Annotated in this window: 17 protein-coding genes and 1 pseudogene; 15 read left to right on the forward strand and 3 right to left on the reverse strand. The window is 62.4% G+C overall.

What is annotated here, in order from left to right:
* Positions 1-46: 46 nt before the first annotated feature.
* From P5W98_RS33275 to P5W98_RS33345, 15 genes and pseudogenes are all read left to right on the forward strand, one after another.
* Positions 47-1,714 (forward strand): Na/Pi cotransporter family protein, encoded by a 1,668-nt coding sequence (locus P5W98_RS33275; protein ID WP_421028663.1) that lies wholly within the window; start codon positions 47-49, stop codon positions 1,712-1,714.
* Positions 1,715-2,137: 423 nt separating this feature from the next.
* Positions 2,138-2,623, forward strand: coding sequence for a type VI secretion system baseplate subunit TssE (gene tssE / locus P5W98_RS33280; protein WP_421028664.1), 486 nt, complete (start codon positions 2,138-2,140; stop codon positions 2,621-2,623).
* Positions 2,616-3,103: pseudogene (locus P5W98_RS33285) on the forward strand (type VI secretion system baseplate subunit TssF); the annotation flags it as partial. The gene tssE and the pseudogene P5W98_RS33285, both read left to right, overlap by 8 nt.
* 60 nt (positions 3,104-3,163) lie before the next feature.
* Positions 3,164-3,973, forward strand: coding sequence for a DUF3304 domain-containing protein (locus tag P5W98_RS33290; RefSeq protein WP_421028665.1), 810 nt, complete (start codon positions 3,164-3,166; stop codon positions 3,971-3,973).
* A complete protein-coding gene (locus P5W98_RS33295; protein WP_421028666.1) occupies positions 3,970-4,221 on the forward strand; it encodes a hypothetical protein in 252 nt (83 codons plus the stop codon). Before P5W98_RS33290 ends, P5W98_RS33295 begins: the two co-directional genes overlap by 4 nt.
* A gap of 71 nt (positions 4,222-4,292) precedes the next feature.
* Positions 4,293-4,892 carry a hypothetical protein gene (locus tag P5W98_RS33300; RefSeq protein WP_421028667.1) on the forward strand — a complete coding sequence of 200 codons (600 nt, stop codon included), beginning with the start codon at positions 4,293-4,295 and terminating at the stop codon, positions 4,890-4,892.
* A 233-nt stretch (positions 4,893-5,125) separates the two neighbouring features.
* Positions 5,126-6,397 (forward strand): IS256 family transposase, encoded by a 1,272-nt coding sequence (locus P5W98_RS33305; RefSeq protein WP_421025294.1) that lies wholly within the window; start codon positions 5,126-5,128, stop codon positions 6,395-6,397.
* Positions 6,398-6,472: 75 nt separating this feature from the next.
* Entirely contained in the window at positions 6,473-7,168 is a 696-nt protein-coding gene (locus P5W98_RS33310) for a hypothetical protein (RefSeq protein WP_421028668.1), read from the forward strand.
* A 15-nt stretch (positions 7,169-7,183) separates the two neighbouring features.
* The gene (locus P5W98_RS33315) at positions 7,184-7,441 is read left to right on the forward strand and encodes a PAAR domain-containing protein (RefSeq protein ID WP_421028669.1); all 258 of its coding nucleotides are present in this window, start codon (positions 7,184-7,186) and stop codon (positions 7,439-7,441) included.
* 101 nt (positions 7,442-7,542) lie between these two features.
* Entirely contained in the window at positions 7,543-8,610 is a 1,068-nt protein-coding gene (gene tssG / locus P5W98_RS33320; RefSeq protein ID WP_421028798.1) for a type VI secretion system baseplate subunit TssG, read from the forward strand.
* A 113-nt stretch (positions 8,611-8,723) separates the two neighbouring features.
* On the forward strand, positions 8,724-9,398 hold the full coding sequence (locus tag P5W98_RS33325; RefSeq protein ID WP_421028670.1) for a histidine phosphatase family protein: 675 nt from the start codon (positions 8,724-8,726) through the stop codon (positions 9,396-9,398).
* A 44-nt stretch (positions 9,399-9,442) separates the two neighbouring features.
* Positions 9,443-10,471 carry a phosphotransferase gene (locus P5W98_RS33330; protein WP_421028671.1) on the forward strand — a complete coding sequence of 343 codons (1,029 nt, stop codon included), beginning with the start codon at positions 9,443-9,445 and terminating at the stop codon, positions 10,469-10,471.
* 45 nt (positions 10,472-10,516) lie between these two features.
* Complete coding sequence (locus P5W98_RS33335) at positions 10,517-11,281, forward strand: SDR family oxidoreductase (protein ID WP_421028672.1); 765 nt, start codon at positions 10,517-10,519, stop codon at positions 11,279-11,281.
* Positions 11,282-11,300: 19 nt separating this feature from the next.
* The gene (locus P5W98_RS33340) at positions 11,301-12,551 is read left to right on the forward strand and encodes an acyl-CoA dehydrogenase family protein (protein WP_421028673.1); all 1,251 of its coding nucleotides are present in this window, start codon (positions 11,301-11,303) and stop codon (positions 12,549-12,551) included.
* A gap of 94 nt (positions 12,552-12,645) precedes the next feature.
* Positions 12,646-13,605, forward strand: a complete 960-nt coding sequence (locus tag P5W98_RS33345; RefSeq protein ID WP_421028674.1) for a LysR family transcriptional regulator — start codon at positions 12,646-12,648, stop codon at positions 13,603-13,605.
* Here the strand turns inward: P5W98_RS33345 and P5W98_RS33350 are convergent.
* From P5W98_RS33350 to P5W98_RS33360, 3 genes are all read right to left on the reverse strand, one after another.
* On the reverse strand, positions 13,600-15,087 hold the full coding sequence (locus P5W98_RS33350) for a YncE family protein (protein WP_421028675.1): 1,488 nt from the start codon (positions 15,085-15,087) through the stop codon (positions 13,600-13,602). The genes P5W98_RS33345 and P5W98_RS33350 overlap by 6 nt on opposite strands.
* A complete protein-coding gene (locus P5W98_RS33355) occupies positions 15,087-15,563 on the reverse strand; it encodes a DUF305 domain-containing protein (protein WP_421028676.1) in 477 nt (158 codons plus the stop codon). The genes P5W98_RS33350 and P5W98_RS33355 overlap by 1 nt, the downstream gene beginning before the upstream one ends.
* 168 nt (positions 15,564-15,731) lie before the next feature.
* On the reverse strand, positions 15,732-17,552 hold the full coding sequence (locus P5W98_RS33360; RefSeq protein WP_421028677.1) for a chloride channel protein: 1,821 nt from the start codon (positions 17,550-17,552) through the stop codon (positions 15,732-15,734).
* Positions 17,553-17,583: the final 31 nt, after the last annotated feature.

Raw genomic sequence — 17,583 nt, forward strand, 5'->3', positions numbered from 1 at the left:
GGCACGCAGGTTGCTGCAGGCACAAAAAAAGCACAGGGAGGAACCCGTGATTCTGATCGTCCTTCATCTCGCAGGCGGCGTCGCGTTGCTGACGTGGGGCCTGCACATGGTCGAATCGGGACTGATGCGCGCGTACGGCGCATCGCTCAAGCGCTTCATGGGGAAGAGCCTCGGCAACCGCTTCAACGCTTTTTTCGCGGGGCTCGCCATCACCGGCGCGCTGCAGAGCAGCACGGCGACCGGCATGATCGCGTCGTCATTCGCAGCGCGCGGGCTGATGCGGCCCGTTACCGGCCTTGCTGTGATGCTCGGCGCGAACGTGGGCTCGACACTGATCGTGCAGGCCTTCTCGCTCGATCTCAGCTGGATCTCGCCGGCTTGCCTGCTGGTGGGCATGGGCATGTTCGAAAAGGGCAAGGGCTCGCGCAACCGTGACATCGGACGCGCCTTGATCGGTCTCGGCCTGATGCTGCTCGCGCTCACCCTGCTCGTCTCCACGGTGCAGCCCGCCGAGAGCGCGCCCGCGCTGCGCACGGTGCTGGGCGCGCTGGCCGGCGAACCCGTGCTCAACGCCGCGCTCGCCTGCCTGCTCACATGGGCCGCGCATTCGAGCATTCCTGTCGTGCTGTTCGTGATGTCGCTTGCGAACCTCCATTCGGTGCCGATGGACAGCGCCATCGCCATGGTGCTGGGCGCGAACGTGGGCAGCGCGCTCAACCCGTATTTCGAAGCCGCCAAAGGCGACGACCGCAGCCGCCGCCGGCTGCCCGCCGGCAACCTGCTGCTGCGCGGCGGCGTGTGCCTGCTGTTGCTCGGCCTGTGCACACCGCTTGCGCAACTGCTCGAGCGCATGCCCGGCGACGCGAGCCACGCGATCGCCAACTTCCATACCGGCGTGAACGTGGGCATTGCGGTGCTGTTCATCGGCGTGCTTGATCCGGTGTCGCGGCTGCTCGAGCGGTTGCTGCCCGCGCCCGGCGTAGCCGACGATTCCGATTCGCCGCGCTACCTCGACATGGATGCCTTGCAGGCGCCCTCCCAGGCGCTTGCGTGCGCGGCGCGCGAAGTCATCAGAATGAGCGAAATCGTCGACGCGATGCTGAGCGCGAGCGTGCCGGTGCTGCTCGCCAACGACCGCCGCGCGGTCAGCGAACTGGCGGACCGCGACGACTCCGTGGACATGCTGCACGATGCGATCAAGCGCTACGTCACGGACATCACGCGCGAACCGTTGACCGAGGAGGACCGGCGCTGGGCTTCGGCGATCATGACAGCCGTGATCAACCTCGAGCATATCGGCGACATCATCGACAAAAACCTGCTGGAGAACGCGCAGAAAAAGATCAAGATGCAGTTGAGCTTTTCACCCGAGGGCGCGGAGGAACTGAGCATGATGCACCGCTCGGTGACCGACAGCTTCCACCGCGCCCAGGCGCTGCTGGTCTCGGGCCGCACGCAGACCGCCGCGCAACTTATCGCCGACAAACAGGCGCTGCGGCGGCTCGAACGCGCGGCGCGCGACCGGCACCTCGAACGGCTGCGCGATGGCCTGCCGGACAGCATTGCGTCGAGTTCGCTGCATCTGGACGTGTTGCGCGATCTCGTGCGGATTCAGTCGCATATCTGCGCGCTTGCTTATCCGCTGCTTGAGCGGGAACGGGAGGAAACGCAGGTGCTGGAGGCGGCGGAGGTGCAGTTGCGCGACGTGAATTGAGGGGGGAAGACGGGCTGTCCTGAAGGCGCCGTTGCGGCGGCGCCTGTTTCGAAGCCACCGAGCGTGACACCCAGCATACGACCATGCAATCCGGTCTGCAATCGCGCAGACCACTTCTCACTCGCTAGCCGTGACGGCTAGTGGAATAGTGACGACAACGCCCCACAGCGGCAATCATTATCGACCCAAGCATAGGGTTGAATACAATTCAACGATTTCCATTATTTATTTTGTCATGGATATAATTATTTTCGCTTTGCTTGGCATGCCGCAGTAATTGAGGATTATCTATCCGGAGAATATTGATCGCCTGGATAAATGATTCGTACTATGACGCCAGATATCGCACGATATTAATAAAATTCGATTAACTGCTCCCGGCTGTTCCAGGGTATTCCTCTGCCGTGTTCCGGCAACAAGACCATGCGCTTCGAACCAGACCTGTTTGACAAGCTCTTTTATAACGCGCCCGATTCATCTACGGTACGCAAGATATCGCTCGATGAACTCAAGAATTCGGTGGCGCGGAATATCGAATCAATTCTGAATACGCGCATGATATTTTCAGAGGAGTACATGACCCGATTTCCCGAATGCACCAAATCGATTCTCACCTACGGTCTGAACGATTTCACCGGGCTCAGTCTCTCGAACTCCGCAGCTCGCGATGCCATCGGCGAATCCATCAGGGTGGCCATCAAGCGGCACGAGCCCCGTCTGGTGGGGGCCGAGGTAACGCTGGAGCAGCGTCCGCAGTCTATCGGTGGATTGCAATTCGCCATCAAGGCCATGCTGGTGGTTCACCCGGCGCGGGAGCCGGTCAGCTTCGACGCGCAATTTCAGGCCACGACGGGCCAATACTCGGTCAGCCGTGCCGGCGGCAGGCGCCCTGGTGCTATCGATGGATGAACTGCTGCCTTATTACGAGCGTGAACTGGCGTTCCTGCGGCGCTATTCGGCCGATTTTGCGCGGCGCTACCCGAAAACCGCGGGCCGGCTCGGGATCATCGGCGAGCATGTAGAGGATCCACATGTCGAGCGCCTGATCGAATCGTTCGCGTTTCTTGGCGCGCGCATCAGCAAGAAAATCGAGGACGACTATCCCGAGTTTACCGATGCGCTGCTCGAAGCACTTTACCCGCATTATCTTCGGCCCTTTCCGGCGTGCTCGATTGCGCAGTTCGCCGGCGCCCGGCGGCTGCCGCAACGGCGCCGCCGCCCGTTATCGCGCGCGGATCAGAGCTGAAGTCCGACAAGATAGGCGAAACAGAATGCGTTTTCCGCACCGTTCATGACGTCGTGCTGGCCCCGCTGCGGGTGTCGGAAGCGCGCCACGCCCCAATCACCGTGGTGCCGGGTCTCGAGGTCGAGTCATCCAGAGCCGCGGGGCAATGGTATGAACTGATGAAATGGCGCGCGGTTTAGACAAACTGAAAAGGGCACAAGACGATGACAAACCGGAAATTCCGTGTATGGCTGGCGGCGCTCGGTATTACGTTGCTGGCTGGGCTGGCAGCCTGCCAGTCGGCCGGAAAAGAAAAGAAATTTGGCTACTCCATGGGCGGTATCGACCACCTCGCCGATAACCTGAGCGTCACTGACTTTTGGGTCAACGGCGCGGCGGGTCAGCAGGCCGGCACCGGTAATGCAGGTGTGTCTGCGCCTCTCCTGCCGGTCAAATGGCGTCCAGGGATGACGGTGCATGTGGTCTGGGACGTGCGGGATTGGCAGCACGACAAGGGCAGCACATACGTAGCGGATGTGCCGGTCGAACCCTACCCGGAAGACGGCGGCGACCTCTGGGTGCATTTTCTTGCCAACGGCACCGTGCGTGTGGTGGTCGCCGATCATGGGCCGCGCGCACCCGATTACCCCGGCCCTCACGATCCGATTCCGATGAAGGAGCCTTGGTATATGTATCCGGCACGAACTGAAAGCCGTGACTGGGATGAGCGGCTACTGGATGCCCGGATCATCAAACAGCGGTGTGCCAGCGTGTCCGATCCGGCGACCTGCATGAAGCAGGAGAATGAAAAAATACTCGATGACCAACGCGCGGATGCGCGCCGTTATCTGCCTCAATGCGCATCGATAAAGACCAGCTACGAATCCCAGGAATGCTTGAGAAATGCCGATCAAAGCATGCGTGCCGCGCGCTTCGCCCGACGCTGCCAGGTGTCGCCAGGCTTGCCTGAGTGCGCGCCTCAAAAAAGCACCACGACTACTTCTCATCGTGACGCAGGAGCACCCAGCCAATGAGCGACGATATCAGCCTGTTGCAGGCCGCCGCGCACCCGGGCAACACAGAAGGTGTGACCGCAACGACACAAACCATGAGATACCGTCCGGAAAAATGCGAATTTGCACTCCATATCGGTGTGTTCTTCGATGGCACCGGCAATAACCAGGACTGGGACGAGTCAGGTAAGGGAGGGGGGACGCAACTCGCGCTAAAAAAGACAGCAACGTCGCGCGCCTGTACCGGGCATATCCGACAAACAAACTGAAAGGTTACTACCCGGTCTATATTCGCGGCGTCGGCACGCCATTTCCCCAGATCGGCGAGAAAGGGCCAAGCATGCTGGGAATGGGCTTTGGCGCGGGTGGCGACGCGCGCATCGTATTCGGCCTGCTACACGTGCTTAACGTCATGCACCAGTCACTCGACAACTATGACACGCCCATGATCGAGCGGCAAACCGTCCAGGCGCTATGCAGCAACGCATGGCTGTCGATCCAGACCGGCGTAGAAGGCGGCACTCCCAACACCCTTTCGCCAGCCGATCAACGGGCGCTGGACAAGGTAGGCATGAAAGACCAGGGCGGACTGCTTACCCTCAATGGCCATTCTCACCGGACAACGTTCCTGAAACAGCAGTTCGCACAACTCGCGCAAAAAATCGACGAAATACCCTCTCCGAAGCTGGTCGAGGTCTTTATCGATGTGTTCGGCTTCAGCCGTGGCGCGGCTGAGGCGCGCGTGTTCTGCAACTGGCTCGATGAATGTTGCGACGGCGACACGCTCGCGCAGGTCAATACGCATATCCGTTTTCTCGGAATCTTCGACACGGTGGCCGCCGTCGGCCTCGGGCCGGCAGCGAGCCGCTGGACCAACGGCCATGAGGCTTGGGGCGAAACAAGGAATCTGCGTATTTCTCCACGTGTACGTCACTGCTAGCACTATGTCGCGATGCATGAGCAGCAGCGCGAATCGTTTCCCTTGGAGGACGTGCACACGCCTGGCGATGTGATGCCGCCGCGCTGCCGCCAGTTCCGCTTTCCGGGGATGCACTCCGATCTCGGTGGTGGGTACCTGCCTGGAGAACAGGGCAAGAACGGCGGAGACGATGAGAACGGACCTATCCGGCATTTTGTGGGTGAGGCATATCATGAGAGGTAAAAGTCATGGATATGCCAATGAAAAAGAAACGTACGGTGGCGTCTCAGGCAGCGGCCCGAGGGCCGCTGCCTGAACTGCCCAAGGCGCTGCTGGACGAGCTGGTCAAGGGGCCGATGACGCCGGCCGAGGTGCAGGACCTGATGCTGGCGTTCAACAAGGCAGTTATCGAGCGGGCAATGGGTGCAGAGATGAACCTGCATCTGGGCTACCCACCGGGCCAGTCCAAACCGGCCGGGCAAGCCAACGAGCGCAACGGCGCCAGTGGCAAGACAGTCATCACCGATCGCGGCCCCGTGCGCGTCGAGGTGCCTCGCGACCGTGACGGCAGCTTCGAACCCATCCTGATCCCCAAACACGAACGCCGCTTCACCGGATTCGACGAGCGCATCATCGCGATGTACGCGCGCGGTATGAGCGTGCGCGAGATTCAGGCCTTTCTGGCCGAAAGCTACGGCACCGAGGTGTCGCCTGATTTCATCAGCTCGGTCACCGACGAGGTGATGGCCGAAACGCTGGCCTGGCAGAACCGTCCGCTCGATGCGATGTACCCGGTGGTGTTCTTCGACGCCCTGCGCGTCAAGATCCGCGACGACGGCGTGGTCAGCAACAAGGCGGTCTATCTGGCACTGGGCATTCAGGCCGATGGCCAGCGCGATGTACTGGGCCTGTGGATCGAGCAGACCGAAGGCGCGAAGTTCTGGCTCAAGGTGTTCAACGAACTGAAGGCCCGTGGCTGCCAGGACATCCTGATTGCGGTGGTTGACGGCCTGAAGGGACTGGCCGACGCAATCGGCACCGCTTACCCCCGCACGGCCGTGCAGACCTGCATCGTGCACCTGATCCGCAACAGCCTGGATTATGCCAGCTACAAGGACCGCAAGGCCCTTGCGGCGGCGCTGCGACCGGTCTACTCCGCCGCCAGCGAGCAGGCCGCGCAGCAGGCGCTGCAGGCGTTTGCTGATGGTCCCTGGGGCCTCAGATACCCGATGATCGTGCAGTCGTGGCAGCGCGCGTGGGAGCACGTCACGCCGTTCTTCGCGTTTCCGCCGGAGATCCGGCGCGTTGTGTACACAACGAACGCCATTGAGAGTCTGAACATGCAGCTACGCAAGATCATCAAGACCCGCGGCCACTTCCCGAACGACGAGGCTGCCATCAAGCTGCTCTGGCTGGCGCTACGCAATGTCCTGGCAAAATCTGTTCGCGCTGCCTTCGATTGGAAGTCGGCCATGAACCAGTTTGCTATCCTGTTTGGTGATCGATTCACGCAGGCGCGCGGGTAACGATTCCTTTAACCGCCTCGCCCACAAAAATGCGGACAGGTTCATGAGAACAAGCTGGCCCGCATACCACTGAACATGATGTATCTGGCGGCCAAAGCGGCCAAAGTACCAATCGATATTCGAAACGCGACCATCCGTGACGGCTGGGACGCATTCGTGATCGGTGAGCAGCTTCAATCCGACTACGACGCCTTCATTCAGGCCAACGGCACCGGAATGCGCGCTATCACCGACTGCCTGATCGATATTCTCGCGTGGCGCTACGAGTACCGCCATGCCTACGACACGCTGCCGTTCGTGCAAAGCGCCGGCTGCGCCGACCAGAATGATCTGCTCGGCGCACACAAAATATTCCTGAAGAACATCGGCGAAAACGGCAGCGCAACTACTCAAGCCGACAACGCCCAAAACGAAGCCTGCTCCCGGAAGCCATCGCTGCGCAGCCGGCTCTTCGGCAAGAACGGTTCCAAACCCGCACGCACACCACTCTCCCAGGACATGCCGATCCCGCCGAAGGAGCGGCGCGAGATCCTTGACCGGATCATGCAGCGCAGGCCCGGCGAGGATGAGCTGAAATTGTTCAGCACGTACTGCCACGACTCATACGCCGGCTTCAAGCCATTCACATCGAAAGCCGCCGCGCCTCTGCGCAACGCGCCATGGGAAAGCGGTGGCTATCTGCAATACCGCACGCGTTACGCGGGCGAAAGCCTGCGGCTCGCAATGCTCGAATCCCTCCAGCAGGAAGAGGCAATAGCCTCCAGCGCGTAACACGGAGAACCGCAAATGAAAGACGAACACGGTCGAGGCGTTATTCGCCTTCACGACAAAACCACGCATGGCGGTGAAGTCATCACCGCGTGCGACGAGATAATGGCGATGGGGGTCCCAGTTGCCTTGCAGGACGATTTGACGTGGTGTCCTAAATGTAACGGGAAATTCAGAATCCTGCCTGAGATCGGTCAACGTAGTCACCACGGCAAGCGGGTTGCATACCACGATGACCCCACCGAATGCGGCGCCCGTCTGATTTCATCGGTGTAGCCAGACACAACCGCAGTCCGTCGGCCACTGCTGCTGCACCTCGAACCATTCAAAGGCTGACACCATCGCCCAAAGCTCACCCGCCTGAACCAATACACCCCATGCCACCCCAGCCCCAAGCCCCCTCTCCTCTCGACCACCTACTAACCGAGCCCTGGCGCTTCGAGTTCTTCAACGCGGTGCGCCTGCTCGAACGCTGGTTCGTCGAGCACGGCGGAGCACGGCCACGCGACGCACTCGCCTACCGAATCACGTTTCGCACGACGCTATCGACCACATTTCCACCCAGCGAGATCAAGCAAATCGTGTCGTATAACGTCGCTGGCGAACGTCTGACCGACACGTCGCAACATACGGCCTCCGAGGTATTCCGCGTCGACCTCACCCCAGCCTTCTTTGGCCTGCTCGGCAGCCAGGGCGCACTGCCCCTACGCTATACCGAACAAATCACGAACGAAGAGCATGCTAACCGCGACCGTTCCGGCCGTGCGTTTCTCGACATCTTCTCAAACCGCGCGACAGCCCACTTTTACGCCGCATGGAAGAAGTACCGGCTGCCCCACCACTACGAACTCGACCGAAACGAGCGCTATTTGCCGATTCTGCAATCGCTGGCCGGCATCGCCGACGCCAGCACGCAGCAGATGCTGCACAGCCAACCCGGCGCGCTCATCGGCGATGCGGTCGCAGGACACGGCACAGTGGCACGCCATCGCGCCGTCTCGGCGTATTACCTGCAGCGCACGCTGTCCGATTACTTCGATGTGCGCGTCCGCATCGAGCAATTTGTCGGCCATATGTACGATTTACCGCCCGTTCGGCAATCGCAACTCGGGCAAATCAATATCGTCCTTGGCGCGACCGCGTTAGCCGGAGAGCGGATCTGGCTGCGCAACCTGCGCGTGCGTCTGGTCATCGAGCCGCTAACGGCCGCGCAGTACGACAAATTCCTCCCTGGTTCGGAGCGCTCGCTCGCGCTTGCCCGCATGCTGTATCTATTGGTCGGCATGACGCTCGAGTATGAGGTCTGTCTCGTACTCCATCGCGAAGGCGTGAAACCGATTGAACTCGGCAGCCATGGCCGGCTCGGCTTCAGTGCCTTCCTCTCCACGCGTCCCTCCGGAATCAATCGCCCCGATATGTCTTACAGGTTACGCAGGCCACGTTGAACTTGCCCGAGAATCATTACCAACATGAATGCTCACTCATTCACCAAATAAACTTCATCAATACCACCGCCACCCACTAAGCTAGCCCTACTCCTCCAATAGCTAGCGAAGCGATGGCTGAACTCTTTCTGATCAGGCACGGGCAAGCGTCTCTAGGCGCGGACGACTACGACCGCCTCTCCGCCCGAGGCGAGCAACAAAGCCTCTGGCTCGGCGAACATTTCGCTCGCGACGGCATCCAGTTCGACCGCATCATGACCGGTACGCTGCGCCGCCACGCGCAAACGCTCGACGCGATCCGCCGCGCCATGCCCGGCCTTCCCGCCCGTTGCGAAGTCCATGCCGCGCTCGACGAATACGATTTTTACGCGCTATTTGCCGCGCTGCCCGACGAGCATCGCCACCTTGCCGATACCGCGAAGCATGATTCGCGCGAATTCTTCAAAGCCTTGCGGCAGGTTCTGCACCTATGGACCGAAGGCGCGCTCGACGAGCGCGCGCCCGAAACGTGGAGCGCATTTCAACAGCGCGTTGCCCACGCCCGCGCCGCCATTCAGCAAAGCGTCGCGCAGCGCGTCCTGGTGGTCAGTTCGGGCGGCGTCATCGGCGCATTCGTTCAGCAGATCCTGCAAGCTCCCGCTGCAACGGCCATCGCGCTGAACATGCAAATCCTCAATAGCAGCGTGACGCATTGCTATTTCAACCGCGAGGCGCTGCAACTGTCGAGCTTCAACGGCCTCGCCCATCTCGACGATCCGCAGCGTCACGCGTTTCGAACCTATGGCTAGACCATTCGCAAGATCAGCCCCGAACCCGTCAAGCATCGAACGATATGACCACTGAACTCTCCAGCCCGTCGCTCGACCTCGACCGGCTCACGCCCTACCTCGAACAGCATCTCTCGGGCTTTCGCGGCCCCGTGCGGGCCACTAAGTTCCCGGGCGGCCAGTCCAACCCCACCTGGCTGATCGAAGCGCCAAGCGGCCGCTATGTGCTGCGCCGCCAGCCTCCGGGGCAACTGCTCAAATCCGCGCACGCCGTCGACCGCGAATTTCGTGTGCTGAGCGCGCTGGCCGAAACGCCGGTTCCGGTGGCACGCGTCTGGCACCTCTGCGAAGACCGCGACATCCTCGGCAGCCTGTTCTATCTGATGAGCTACGAGGATGGGCGGATCTTCTGGAACCCCGCGCTGCCCGAAATCGACCGCGATGCACGGCGCGACTATTACGCGGCCATCATCACGACGCTCGCGGCGCTGCACGATGTCGATCCCGAACGCGTGGGCTTGAGCGACTACGGCCGGCCGGGCAATTATTTCCAGCGCCAGATCGAGCTCTGGACCAAGCAATACCGCGCCGCCGAAACGGAGCGCATCGTGCCCATGGAGGCGCTAATCGAATGGCTGCCCGCGCATTGCCCGGCCGACACGCAGCGCCCCGCGCTCGTGCACGGCGACTTCCGCATCGACAACCTGATCTTCGACCACGCTGCCCCGCGCGTGCGCGCCATACTCGACTGGGAGCTTTCGACGCTCGGCAACCCGCTTGCGGATCTCGCGTACTTCTGCATGTGCCTGCGTCTGCCGTCGAAGGGGCATATCACGGGGCTGCGCGGCCAGGACCGTGCCGCGCTGGGGATTCCCGAAGAAGAAGAAATGATTGCGCAGTACTGCAAACTACGCGGCCTGCCCGGCATCGCCAACTGGAACTTCTATCTGGCGTTCAGCTTCTTTCGCCTCGCATCGATTGCGCAGGGCGTGAAAGCGCGCGCGCTGCAAGGCAATGCTTCGAATGCGAACGCACACGAAGTGGGCAGCATGGTCGAACCGCTCGCGAGTCTCGCAGCGGAACTGATTGCGTGACGCCTCACCGCGTCGAGACACTCACACCGAATTAAGGAGACGAGATTGACCACGAACCCGTTTGACCTCTCGGGGCGGATCGCCCTCGTGACCGGCGCGAGCCGCGGCATCGGCGAAGCCATTGCGAGGCTGCTGGCCGAGCAAGGCGCCCATGTGATCGTGTCGAGCCGCAAGCTCGAAGACTGCGAAGCCGTTGCCGCCAGCATTCGCGAGAACGGCCACAGCGCCGAAGCGCTCGCCTGCCACGTCGGCCGCATGGAAGACATCACCGCCACGTTCGCCCATATCCGCGAGAAGCACGGGCGGCTCGACATTCTCGTCAACAACGCGGCGGCCAATCCGTATTTCGGCCATATTCTCGATACCGATCTGGCTGCGTACAACAAGACCGTCGAAGTGAACGTGCGCGGCTATTTCTTCATGTCGATCGAAGCAGGCAAGATGATGAAGGCGCAGGGCCGCGGCGCCATCGTGAACACCGCTTCGGTCAATGCGCTGCAGCCCGGCGATCAGCAGGGCATTTATTCGATCACGAAAGCGGCGGTTGTCAACATGACCCGCGCGTTCGCCAAGGAGTGCGGCCCGCTCGGCATTCGCGTGAATGCGCTGCTGCCCGGTCTCACGAAAACGAAGTTTGCCGGGGCGCTGTTCGAGAACAGGGACATCCACGACAGCTGGATCAGTGCGATCCCGCTGCGCCGCCACGCCGAGCCGCAGGAAATGGCCGGCACCGTGCTCTATCTGGTGTCCGACGCGGCGAGCTATACGAACGGCGAGTGCATCGTCGTCGATGGCGGACTGACGATCTAGCTTACGGAGTGAACCCATCATGAATTTCGCTTATAGCCCCAAGGTCGATGACCTGATCCGCCGCGTGCGCCACTTCATGGACGAGCACATCGTGCCGCGCCAGCGCCAATGGCACGAGGAAGTGCACGCGGGCCGCTACCCGGTCTCGTTCATGGAAGATCTCAAGGCCCTCGCCAAAGCCGAAGGCCTGTGGAATCTGTTTCTCCCGCATTTGCACGACGACGAACCCGGCACGCGCCTGACCAACCTCGAATATGCGCCGCTTGCAGAAATCATGGGACGCGTTTCGTGGGCGCCCGAAGTCTTCAACTGCAATGCGCCCGATACCGGCAACATGGAGTTGCTGCACATGTTCGCGACGCCGGCGCAGCGCGAGCAGTGGCTCGTGCCGCTGCTCGAAGGCAAGATTCGCTCGGCGTTCGCCATGACGGAGCCCGACGTCCCCTCGTCCGATGCGACCAACATCACGACCTCGATCCGCCGTGACGGCGACGACTATGTGATCAACGGCCGCAAATGGTTCATCACGAACGCGGCGCACCCGAACTGCAAGATCTTCATCGTGATGGGCAAGACCGATCCCGATGCCGAAACCCACCGCCAGCAAAGCATGATTCTCGTGCCGGCGGGCACGCCCGGCGTGAAGATCGTGCGCAATATCACGGTCATGAACCACGTCTCGCCGGAAGGTCACTGCGAAATCACGTTCACCAATGTGCGCGTGCCGGCATCGAACCTGCTCGGCGAGGAAGGCAGCGGCTTCGCGCTCGCGCAGGCGCGCCTGGGACCAGGACGCATTCACCACTGCATGCGCTCGATCGGCGCGGCGGAACTCGCGCTCGAACTGATGATCGAGCGCGCGCAGGAGCGCAAGACCTTCGGCAAGTATCTGCATCAGCACGGCACGGTGGGCGAAAGGATCGCGAAGTCGCGCATCGAAATCGATCAGGCCCGGCTGCTCGTGCTCAAGGCCGCGTGGCTGATCGACGAGGTGGGCGCCAAGGCGGCGCGCAAGGAGATCTCGATGATCAAGGCGCTGGTGCCGCAGGTTCATACCGCGGTTTGCGACCGTGCGATGCAGGTATTCGGCGCCATGGGTGTGAGCCCCGACACGCCGCTGGCCGATCACTGGACCTGGGGGCGCGCGCTGCGCTACGCCGATGGCCCCGACGAAGTCCACCTCCAGGCCATTGCGAAAATGGAGCTTGCGAGCGGCAAGGAACGGCTCGGCGCGATGGCGGCCTACCTGAACGCCCCGCTGCGCGATTGATCACTCGCGCAGCACGGCGAAAGAAGACCGAAGCGGAACGAACGCATCGTCACCGCACCTCTCGTTTATGATGACGGCAAACGGAGACTGTGAGATGCGTTCCCCCAAACTGGATCTGAATCTATTCGTCGTATTCGAATCGATCTACGAAAAGCGCAATCTGACTCGCGCAGCCGAGGCGCTCTTCATCACGCAACCCGCGGTCAGCAATGCACTGGCCCGCATGCGCAAGGCGTTCGACGATCCGCTTTTTGTGAGCACGTCGACGGGCATGGTGCCCACGCCGCTCACCGAGAACATCATTGGCCGGGTGCGCGAGGCGCTGCAACTGCTCGAAGCGAGCGCGACCGAAGGCGATGTGTTCGTGCCCGCCACTTCGGAGCGAACCTTCCGCCTGAGCATGCCCGACTTGAGCGAGGCCATGCTGCTGCCCGCACTGGGCGAGGTGCTCCAGCAACAGGCGCCCGGCATGAGCATCGAATGCTATTTCACGCCGCGCAGCGAAATGTCCACGGCGCTGGCCACCGGCAAGATCGACTTTGCGATCGACGTGCCGCTCGTCGACGACCCGCAACTGCATCAGGCACCGCTCGGCAACGACCACTATGCGTGCATGCTGCGCCACGATCACCCGTTTGCGGGCGAGACGCTGACCATGGACGATTACCTCGCGCTTGGCCATATTCAGGTGTCGAGCCGCCGCCAGGGGAGCGGCTTCGTCGATGCGGAATTGAAGAAACTCGGCCGGCAGCGGCGCATACAAATGCGCGTGCAGCACTACATGGTGGCGCCGCTCGTGGCGCTGCGCACCGACCTTGCGCTAACCGCGCCGGTCGAGCTTCTGCAACGCCACGACGCGCGCATTTTCGAACTGCCGTTCGAGCTTCCCGATCTGCAATGGCATCTGTACTGGCATCGCAGCAGCGAGCAGGACCAGGCCAGTCTGTGGCTGCGCGCCCAGATTCTCGAGCTCATGAACGGCATGAGCGGCGCGCCCGTGCAGTCCGCGGCGAAGCGCGCGGGGCGCCGGCCCGCGCGCTTCGCCCGCTCATAGCGTCTGCACCTGAACCGGCGCGCCCGGCTTGCCCTCCACGAGCGGGACCACCACCAGATAGCGGCGCTTGTCGCCGGACGTGCTCGTTTCCGGCGTGACCAGTTGGCGAATCTGCCCGAGCGCGTTGACGATTGCGGAACCCGCAGGGTTGGTCATGAAGTTCGCAAGCACCTGCACGTCGCCGGTGCCATCGGGATGATCGGCAAGTCCCAGTGCATAGTGCTGTTTCGGCTGCAAGCCGGTCACGGCGGCCTGCAGAACCTGCACGAGCCCCTGGTCGAACAAAGCAACCGTGGTAGGCGAGTGCGCGGCGTCCGTTGCGCTGCCCGAAGCCGCAGAACCCGCCGGCACCAGCGCAACGTGGGCGGTCTGCCCCGCGAGTCCCAGCGGCTGCAGGTTCTGCGTGCCATCGCCTTGTGGCACCGCGTCCGGCACGTAGGTCACAGCCTGCGGAGCCTGGCCGATCGGCACCGTGGCAACCACGGTGTTCGTGAGCGTGTCGATCGCCGCCATCGCATCGGCGTTTTCCAGGCCGACATAGATGCGGCTGCCGTCGCCCGATGGCCAGAGGCCGTGCGGCAAGCTGCCGACCGGAATCGTCGCGACTTGCGAAAAGTCGTCGGTCCGGAACACCTTCACAACATTCAGTCCTCCTACCGTTACATAGGCAAACGTGCCCTTCGCGTTATGCACGATGTTCACGTGATTCGTGATCGGGCCCGTGTCGATGGTCTTGAGCACGGCAAACGGCGGCTTGGCGTCGAACACCTGCACCTTGCCCACGTCCTTGAGCGTGAACCAGACCTGCTTTCCATCCGGCGTGGCGGCAAGATCCGGGCAGAACGGGCTGGCCTGCTTGACCGTGCCCACGATCTTGTGGTCGGCCACCGAGATCACCTCGGTCTGCGGATTGAAGGACGAGCACACATAGCCATACTTCCCGTCTGGCGAGAAAATCTGCATGCCGGGGCCTGCCGGAACGGTAATGCGCGTTTTCTCCTCATACGTCGTCCCGTCGAGCACGGCGACATAGTTTTCGCCGCGCACGGTCACCCATACTTCCTTGCCGTCAGGCGTGAAGAACGCCTCGTGCGGCGAGCGGCCCACGTAGGTGACGTGCTTGACGGCGTTGGTCTGCGTGTCGATGAACGAGACCGAGTTCGAACCGATCGACACCACCGCGATCGTGCGATGGTCCGGCGCATAACCCATGCCATGCACGAGCAATTGCCCCTTGTACAGCGGGCTGAAGTTACCCGGCGACGGATCGCCGAGACGGATCAGGCCAAGCAGCTTGTTATCGGCCGGGTCGATCACCGAGACGGTGTTGGAAAATTGCTCGGCGGCATAGACGCGATCGTGGTGGCTTACCGGAATGTCGGGGGCGGATAGCAATCCTGGGGCCTGCCCGGCCCAGACCAGCTGCGCGGCTGCCATAGCCGCCGCCGACATGGCGACGGTGCAAAACGATATGCGTTTCATCACGGCTCCTTCTGTGTGGGATTCGGCATGCGCATCGGCATGCCCTGATGTGTCGACGGATCAAGGTGGGCTGCGGGTCCGGAGGCTGGCCCTTGCTGCTGATCGGGCGTGCTTGCAGGAGGAGGCAAGGGTTGCCCGAGCGCGAGGCGCATGGCAACGATTTCCTGCTGTTGCTCGACCACGATCTCTTGTGCAATGCGGCGCAATTGTTCGTTGTGCCCGTGGCGCAACTCGGCCTGGGCCATGTCGATGGCGCCTTGATGATGCGGGACCATCATCGCGACGAAATCGCGGTCGATGTCGCCGGTCGGTTTGACCGACATGCCGTCCATCATCCTTGTCATGGCGGCGTCGTTCTCGGCCATGAAGGACGTTTCGTCGGAAGATGCGGCCTGCGAGCCCGCCGCGAATGCAGCCGGACCGCACAACCCGAGAATGACAACGCCGGCCGTAAAGGCGCGCTGGACTATTCGCACGATGGTTCCCCCTGCAAGTCATTGAGTCTTAATGGGGTGAACCAACCGCGTGCGAGATTATTCCGGGTGAGCCGGATATTTCTTGCGTAATCACGCCGACGGCAGGCAAGCAAACGCCGTGGGCGCCGTGCGCCAGGGCGTTATTCCGCTGGGTTTGCGTTGGTCGTGCTATCGGCTCGCATCGGCGTGCTCATCGGGCACGTCCTGGCGCTTGCGCGTGGGCGCAAACAGCGTGCTGCGCGGAATCCATACCTGGCGGAAGTGCTCCAGTTCGCGCTCCTCGGCGAAGACCTGCATCGAAGGCTTGACCAGGTCGTGCCGCGACACCACGCCGAGCAGGCGCAAGGTTTTCGCGTCATCCACGACCGGCACGCGGTCGAGGCCCGTAATGGCGAGCCGCGCCGCCACATTGCGGCAAGTCTCGCCGGGCAAGGCGATCTCGGGCTGCGTCCGGGCAAAAGCCGAGCCAATCGGCATCCCGGCCTTGCCCGGCGCAATCCGGTCGAGCAACGTGCGATCCACCATGCCCACCAGCACGCCGTTCCTGAGCACCGGAAACGCGCGAAACTTCTGCCCCTTGCCGAAATAGTCGTCGAGCACGTGGGCAACCGTTGTGGCCGCATCGATCGTTACTACGTTGCGCGTCATTACCTCGTCGACATAATGGCGCTCGAGCGGATCGATGCTGTATTCGCGGTAGATGTGATAGCCGCGCCGCGCAATTTTCTCGGTCAGGATCGAGCGGCGCATGAACATGACCGTGAAGCCATAGGCCACGGCGGCGGCAGCAAGCAGCGGCAGCAACGCGTTGGCGTCGCCGGTCAGCTCGAAGGCGAACACCGCAGCCATCACGGGCGCGCGCATCATGCCGCCAAGCGCGGCGGCCATGAAGATGAGCGGCCATAGCGCGGGGTCATGGCCCGGCATGTAGGGCCCCATCAGTGCCCCCACGCCCGCGCCCATCATCAGCAGCGGCGCGAGCACGCCGCCCGACGTTCCCGAGGCCAGCGCGATCACCCAGATGATGGCCTTCACCACGACGATGCCGATCACGGCCTGCATGGCCAGATGATTCTGCAGCAGGTCGCCGATCACGTCGTAGCCGACACCGAGCGTGCGCGGCTGAAAATATCCGCCGATGCCCACGGCAATCGCGCCCAACGCGGGCCACCACATCCAGTGAACCGGCAACTTGCCGAACAGGTCCTCCACCTTGTAGAGCCACGTGGACAAGGCCCACGACAACGCGCCCGCGATCACGCCCGCAATGGCCGCCGAGACGATGCCGATCGGCCCGATGGGCAGCGTATGCAGCGGAAACAGCGGGCCGCTGCCCAGAAACAGCGGGCGCGCGAAGCCCGCCACGGCGCAGGCGATGGCAACCGGCAGGAGGCTGCGGGGCCGCAGTTCGAACAGCAGCAGCTCGATGGCGAGCAGCACGGCGGCCACCGGCGTGCCGAACACGGCGGTCATGCCGGCGACGGCGCCCGCCACCAGCAGCGCCTTTCTTTCGGCGCTCGACAGATGGAAGAACTGCGCGATCAGCGAGCCGATCGCGCCTCCCGTCATGATGATCGGCCCTTCCGCGCCGAACGGCCCGCCGCTGCCGATCGCGATGGCCGAGGCGAGCGGCTTGAGCACGGCCACCTTCGGCGACATCTTGCTCTTGCCGAACAAGATCGCCTCGATGGCTTCGGGAATACCGTGGCCGCGAATCTGCTCCGAGCCAAAGCGCGCGATCAGCCCCACCAGCAGCCCGCCGATCACGGGCGCAGCCACCACGAACCACCCTAGCGTGTTCTGCGCAGGCGAATGATTCCCGGTCGACAAGGTCTGGAAGAAAAACAGGTTCGTAAAGAAGCGGATGAGGTGCAGCAGAAAGTCGGCGGCAAGGGTGCTCAGTGCACCGCCCACCGCCGCGATGGCGCTGATGCGCAGAAGCCGGACATCGGTTGCGAAATCGCCCTTGTGCGCGCTGTGCTCGCTCATGATTCCCCTTGGCGGGTGCGGGAGGGTCGGT

It is taken from the genome of Paraburkholderia sp. A1BS-2L, assembly GCF_051125205.1.
Classification (GTDB): Bacteria; Pseudomonadota; Gammaproteobacteria; order Burkholderiales; family Burkholderiaceae; genus Paraburkholderia.

Bases quoted from the DNA above. Each gene is read 5' to 3' on its own strand.
- P5W98_RS33295 (WP_421028666.1), top strand. From the start codon at position 3,970: ATGAGCGACGATATCAGCCTGTTGCAGGCCGCCGCGCACCCGGGCAAC.
- P5W98_RS33330 (WP_421028671.1), top strand. From the start codon at position 9,443: ATGACCACTGAACTCTCCAGCCCGTCGCTCGACCTCGACCGGCTCACG.
- P5W98_RS33360 (WP_421028677.1), bottom strand. From the start codon at position 17,552: ATGAGCGAGCACAGCGCGCACAAGGGCGATTTCGCAACCGATGTCCGG.
- tssG (WP_421028798.1), top strand. From the start codon at position 7,543: ATGCCACCCCAGCCCCAAGCCCCCTCTCCTCTCGACCACCTACTAACC.
- P5W98_RS33350 (WP_421028675.1), bottom strand. From the start codon at position 15,087: ATGAAACGCATATCGTTTTGCACCGTCGCCATGTCGGCGGCGGCTATG.
- P5W98_RS33340 (WP_421028673.1), top strand. From the start codon at position 11,301: ATGAATTTCGCTTATAGCCCCAAGGTCGATGACCTGATCCGCCGCGTG.
- P5W98_RS33300 (WP_421028667.1), top strand. From the start codon at position 4,293: ATGCTGGGAATGGGCTTTGGCGCGGGTGGCGACGCGCGCATCGTATTC.
- P5W98_RS33310 (WP_421028668.1), top strand. From the start codon at position 6,473: ATGATGTATCTGGCGGCCAAAGCGGCCAAAGTACCAATCGATATTCGA.
- P5W98_RS33325 (WP_421028670.1), top strand. From the start codon at position 8,724: ATGGCTGAACTCTTTCTGATCAGGCACGGGCAAGCGTCTCTAGGCGCG.
- tssE (WP_421028664.1), top strand. From the start codon at position 2,138: ATGCGCTTCGAACCAGACCTGTTTGACAAGCTCTTTTATAACGCGCCC.
- P5W98_RS33345 (WP_421028674.1), top strand. From the start codon at position 12,646: ATGCGTTCCCCCAAACTGGATCTGAATCTATTCGTCGTATTCGAATCG.
- P5W98_RS33315 (WP_421028669.1), top strand. From the start codon at position 7,184: ATGAAAGACGAACACGGTCGAGGCGTTATTCGCCTTCACGACAAAACC.
- P5W98_RS33305 (WP_421025294.1), top strand. From the start codon at position 5,126: ATGCCAATGAAAAAGAAACGTACGGTGGCGTCTCAGGCAGCGGCCCGA.
- P5W98_RS33290 (WP_421028665.1), top strand. From the start codon at position 3,164: ATGACAAACCGGAAATTCCGTGTATGGCTGGCGGCGCTCGGTATTACG.